This is a genomic window from Mycobacterium sp. E1715, assembly GCF_001667625.1.
Lineage (GTDB): Bacteria > Actinomycetota > Actinomycetes > Mycobacteriales > Mycobacteriaceae > Mycobacterium.
The window spans coordinates 1-5,324 of record NZ_LZJJ01000266.1 but is presented as its reverse complement, the minus strand read 5'-3'; the positions used below and the strand labels follow the sequence as shown (position 1 = coordinate 5,324).

Annotated in this window: 3 protein-coding genes; 2 read left to right on the top strand and 1 reads right to left on the bottom strand. The window is 65.4% G+C overall.

Annotated elements, in window-relative coordinates:
* Nucleotides 1-539: cation:proton antiporter (locus A9X03_RS13825; RefSeq protein ID WP_231975393.1), on the bottom strand; the 539-nt coding region annotated here is incomplete at its 3' end.
* A 121-nt stretch (nt 540-660) separates the two neighbouring features.
* Between A9X03_RS13825 and A9X03_RS13820 the strand changes: the two genes are divergently transcribed.
* The gene (locus A9X03_RS13820; protein WP_156746555.1) at nt 661-2,427 is read left to right on the top strand and encodes an NAD(P)/FAD-dependent oxidoreductase; all 1,767 of its coding nucleotides are present in this window, start codon (nt 661-663) and stop codon (nt 2,425-2,427) included.
* Nucleotides 2,428-2,617: 190 nt separating this feature from the next.
* A partial coding sequence (locus A9X03_RS13815) for a type I polyketide synthase (protein ID WP_156746554.1) occupies nt 2,618-5,324 on the top strand: 2,707 nt, incomplete at its 3' end.

The following is a 5,324-nucleotide window of genomic DNA, read 5'->3' as shown; positions in this document are numbered from 1 at the left end:
GCGATCGACGCGCCCAGGAACATCATCGCCAAGGCGAGCGAGACGCCTTTTCCGAACAGCACGCCACTGTTCAGCAGGGGCAGGGCGACAAGCGCACCCAGGGCAAGCGGCGCGAGGATGCCCGCGGCCGACACCGCCGCCGCGGTGCCGGCGCGGTGTTTGACGAGGTTGGCGTCGAAGCTGAGGCCGATGAGGAACATGTACAAGACCAGGCCGATCTGCGCCGCGGTGTAGAGCACCGTGTTCGCCTGCCCGGGCGGAAAGAGATCGTGCTGCATGCCGGGCGCGAGCCGGCCCAGCAGCGAGGGGCCCAAAAGTACGCCGGCAATCATCTCGCCCACGACTTGGGGTTGCCCCAAGCGTTGCGCAACCAGCCCGACGAACCGGCATGTTCCGAGGATGACGGCAAGTTCGAGGAAGAAATGTACGGCGGTTGCTGCCGGCATGATGAGGTCCTGAGTGTCTGTGGTCGGCTTGATCAGGGCGCCAAGCGCGACGAACGGTTGAGATCGGCTTTGCCGCAGCGCATCTGGCCGCAATGCCGCCAGCGTCCCGCCACCTCGACGCCGTGGGCTTGCAGGCTTGCGAGAGTCCTAATTTCGTGTAACGTACTTAACTATTAAGTAACTTAATCTCCCTGGCTTTGCAAGAGGTGGACGTGTGGACGTGCGCGCGCAGCTGTCGCAGTTGAGCCCCGAGGCGCGCGAGACGCTGGCGCGAAGGATCAAGGGCCTGTTGGATGCCGACAAGGTCGGCTCCGATCACGACGTCACCATCGTCGGAGGTGGTGCGGCGGGGCTGACCCTGGCGCTGGAGATCCAAACCGCCAGGCCCCAGACCCGCATCGCCGTCATCTCGCCCACCTCCCATCCAGTGCCTGAGATCACCCACACAGTCGGCGAATCGACGGTCGAGGTTTCCGCCCACTACCTCCGTGAACGCATTGGGTTGGCCGAGCACTTGCAGACGTCGCAGATCCGCAAGATGGGCCTGCGAATGTTCTTCTCCCACGGCGGCAACACCGATATCGCCGAGCGGTTGGAACTCGGCAGTTCCTCCTACATCCCCCAGGTGACGTACCAGATCGACCGCGGCAGGCTGGAGAACGAGCTTTACCGACGTTGCCACTCGGCGGGCATCGACGTCCGCCGCGGCCGCGCGGTCTCGGTCGAGTGCGGTTCCGGCGGACACCCGCACACCGTTTCCATCCAGAGCGGTGACACGATCACCCGAACGACGGCGCGTTGGGTGGTGGATTCATCCGGACGAAATCGTGCGCTGGCCCGCCAACTGGGTCTACGGCGCGCCAACGAACACAACTGCAATGCGGTGTGGTTGCGTGTCGCCGCCGAAATAGACGTCGGCCGGTGGAGCGAGGATCCGGCCTGGCAGGCCCGCATCGTCGAGGGTGATCGCGCGCTGTCCACGAATCACTTGATGGGGGAGGGCTACTGGGTCTGGCTGATCCGGCTCGCGTCCGGATCCACCAGCGTCGGCATCGTCGCCGACCCGGCGTTCCACCCGTTCGACCGCTTCAACACCCTCAGCAAAGCTCGGTCGTGGCTCACCGAGCACGAGCCGCAATGCGCGGCGGTGCTGGCAGAACACGAACACCTGATCAAGGACTTCAGGGTGATGAAAAACTACAGTCACGGCGCCACGAAGGTTTACGACGGCCGCGACCGTTGGTGTCTCACCGGAGATTCGGGGATCTTCCTCGATCCGTTGTACTCGTCGGGCCTGGACCTCGTCGCCATCGGCAACGGCCTCATCACCGACATGATTGTCCGCGAACTCGACGGTGAAGACATCGTCGCGCGGTCGGGAATCAGCGACTCGCTGTTTCGATCCCTCACCGACATGTGGCTCGCCGTGTACTGCGATCAATACGCGCTGATGGGTTCGCCGGCCGTGATGTCCGCCAAGGTGATTTGGGACATCGCCTTCTACTGGGGCTTTGTCGGCTTGCTCTACCGGAACGGGCGGTTCGTCACTGTCGCCGACGATCCACAGGTGGTTCCTCACCTGGAGGGGTTGATCAAGCTCAGCAACCGCACGCAGAGGTTCTTCCGGGAATGGGCCGCGGTCGAGACGGCTCGACCGTCGGCCGGGTTCGTCGATTTGTACTCACCGTTGAACTTCATGGTCAGCCTGCACACCGCGATGATCGGCGAAAGCCCGGACTTCGCCGCGCAGTTTCGCGCGAACGCCCGCCTCTTGCACCAGCTGGCCGGCCAGCTCGTGGAGACCGTGATCTCGGAGAAGTGCGACCGGTTCTCCGAAGACGGTGTCATGCAGCAGGTGCAGGCGTGGCAACGCGACTCGCTTCTGCGGGAACTGCGAGCCATCTACCGCCACGAGCAGGAAATCAACCCGATCAGCCGGGCGTGGATCCTCGGCGACGCACCCGTACTCGAACCACGTTGACCCGAACACGATTCGCGCACGACCCGGTTCTCACGGTCGAGGCCAGTGAACTCGCCGGCGGCCGGCCAGCGCCTCGGTCGGGCCGGGGCGCGGAGTATCCCGCACAGCGGACGCGGGATGCGCACGCATCGCACTCCTCGAAGGCGATCCGGCGCGGACCGGTGCACGGTCGTAGGGCGAAAGGATGAACATGCGCGCCGCAGCCGGGACTCGTGAACCCTTGGCGATCTTCGGAATCGGGTGTCAGTTCCCAGGCGGTGCGCGGACCCCGGAAAGCTACTGGCACTTACTCTGCAGCGGAACCGACGCCACCGACACCGTCCCCGAATCCCGGTGGAACGCTGCAAAGTACTACGACCCGAACCCCGCCAAGGTCGGCAAGATGGTCACCCGGCGAGGCGGGTTCCTCAGCGAAATCGACCAGTTCGACCCGCAATTCTTCGGAATCTCTCCCCGCGAGGCGCACCTGATCGATCCGCAGCAACGCCTCCTGCTGCAGACGACGTGGGAGGCGCTGGAAGACGGCGGAATATCCGCGGACAGCCTCGCGGGAACCGAGGTAGGCGTCTTCGTCGGCGGTTTCACCCTCGACTACCAACTTCTGCAGAATCGGGGCCGCTCCAGCCGGTACCGATTCAAGGCCCATTCCGCCACCGGAATGATGATGACGATGCTGGCCAACCGGATCTCGTTCGCCTTCGATTTCCGGGGTCCCAGCATGACGATCGACACGGCGTGCTCGAGCTCACTTGTCGCCGTACACCTTGCGGCGCTGAGCATTTGGAACGGCGAATGCGACGTCGCGCTGGCCGGTGGGGTCAATGTCATGATCGGGCCGAACACCGCCATCGCCGAATCGAAGAGCGGATTCCTCAGTCCCGACGGGCGCTGCAAGGCGTTCGACCGTTCCGCCGACGGCTACGCGCGGGGAGAAGGCGGCGCCGTCGTCGTCATCAAGCCGCTCGAGCGCGCGGTGGCCGACGGTGACGAAATCTACGCTCAGATTCTCGGCTCCGCCGTGTCGCAGGACGGCCGCACCGACGGCATCACGGTGCCCCGCGCCGCGGCCCAGGAGGCGGCCATCATTACGGCGCTGCGCAGGGCAGGTATCCGTCCCGACGAGGTCGGCTATGTGGAGGCGCACGGCACCGGCACCCCGGTCGGCGATCCAGTCGAGGCCGGGGCCCTCGGCAGTGTGTTGGCTGCGAACCGGTCACCGGCCGATCCACTGCTGATCGGCTCGGTCAAGACCAATATCGGCCACCTGGAAGCCGGCGCGGGGGTCGCCGGATTGATCAAGGCGGCGCTGGTGCTCAAACATGGGTACATCCCGGCGAACCTGCACCTCAATGATCCTATACCGCTTGCGAATTCGGGTATCGAAATTCCGGCCACCGGTCGTCCGTTTCCGGGCAACGGGCGACGCGTCGCAGGGGTCAACTCCTTTGGCTTCGGCGGCACCAACGCTCACGTCGTGCTCGCCGAGCCGCCGTTTCCCGCTCCAGCCGGCCTAAAGCGGTCGCCGCAGCTGCCGCTGGCCGTGCTGCCGGTTTCGGCGCGTTCCCAAGAGGCGTTAGCCGCGACGGCCCGTCGGCTGGCGGAACACCTCGACGCCCACCCGGAAATCTCACTGCACGACCTCGGCTACACGCTGAGCCGGCGCCGCACGCACCTGACGCATCGCCGCGCGATCGTCGCGGACGGTGTGGCCGACGCGCTGAGTCAGCTTCGAGCCCTGGCGGAAGGGCAGAGCCCGGTCGACCGGACGCCGCAGGCCAAGCCGAAGGTGGCGTTCGTCTGCACCGGGATGGGGCCCCAATGGTGGAAGATGTGCCGGGGGCTGCTTGACGCCTATCCCGCCTTCGCCGACAGCATCGCGCGAAGCGATCGCGAGCTATCCCGTTATGCCGATTGGTCTTTGACCGACGAACTCCGCGCCGACGAAACGGGCTCTCGGATGTCGGAGACGGATGTGGCCCAGCCCGCCAACTTCGCCATCCAGATAGCGCTGGCCGAGCAACTGAAAGAATTCGGCATCATTCCCGACGCCGTGGTGGGGCACAGCGCCGGCGAGGTGGCCGCCCACTACCTGGCCGGCGTCCTCACCTTCGAACAGGCGATCCGCGTCATCTACCACCGAAGTCGTCTGCAACAGCGCACCAGAGGTCTGGGCCGCATGCTCGCTGTCGGCCTCGGCGCCGAATCGCTGATGCAGGCGCTGGAAATCCCAGCGGTCGACGCCATCGGGCCGGGTGTATCCATCGCCGCGGTCAACAGTCCGTCTGCGGTCACCATCGCAGGCGATGGTGACGCCTTAGGCCGCATCGCCCGCCGACTCGACGAGCTCAGGATCTTCAATCGCTTCCTCAACGTGCAGGTGCCGTATCACACGCACTACATGGACACGGTGAAAGAAGACCTCTTCGGCGCTCTGCAGGGCGTGTCTTCGGGCCCGGCAACCATCCCGCTGTATTCCACGGTGACTGGCGAACGCCTGGAGGGCTACGCCACCGGCGACGCGTACTGGTGGCAGAACACGCGCGCCACAGTACTTTTCGAACCCGCGGTGAGCCGAATGCTCGACGACGGATACACCCATTTCGTGGAGCTCGGGCCACATCCCGTCCTCGCGACGTCGATCGTCGAGATCGCCTCCGCCCAGAAGGCCGAGGTGGTGGTCTTGCCGACGCAGCGGCGCGACGCCGACGATGGCCGCACGCTGATGAATTGCCTTGGCGCGCTGCACTGCGAAGGGCACCTTGTGAGGTGGGAGGCTCTCTACCCCCGGCACGGGGCGCGGCCGCTGAAGCTTCCGCTGTACCCATGGCAGTCCAAACGGTATTGGAACGAGACGCAGGAAGCCGCGGAGGACCTGCACTACAACCCGGTGCATCCCC